General features: G+C 45.6%; 1 protein-coding gene. It reads right to left on the bottom strand.

Annotated elements, in window-relative coordinates:
* A partial coding sequence (locus BHE89_RS27280; RefSeq protein ID WP_286145841.1) for a type VI secretion IcmF C-terminal domain-containing protein occupies positions 1 to 239 on the bottom strand: 239 nt, incomplete at both ends.

Genomic DNA, 239 nt, shown 5'->3' with positions numbered 1-239 from the left:
AATTTGGGCATCTTCCAGTAAACGAATAATGCCCCAGACGCCACGATAATCACCATAAATACGCGTGCCTGTGTTTGTGGTTATCCAGCTCAGTGATGCCCCAGAGGCAACGGTATCCGCTGGCCAGACAAAACGCTGCCATTGGGGTTGCTGGTTATTGTAAAGAAGAGATTGTCTATCTATCATTAAATGCGTTTGCATAATGTTGGGTGAGGTACCTGGGCGTAATTCAAAGTAAA

Source organism: Shigella sp. FC1967, assembly GCF_001743005.1.
Classification (GTDB): domain Bacteria; phylum Pseudomonadota; class Gammaproteobacteria; order Enterobacterales; family Enterobacteriaceae; genus Proteus.
The sequence above is the reverse complement of the archived record's forward strand: the minus strand, read 5'-3'. Positions and strand labels throughout refer to the sequence as shown.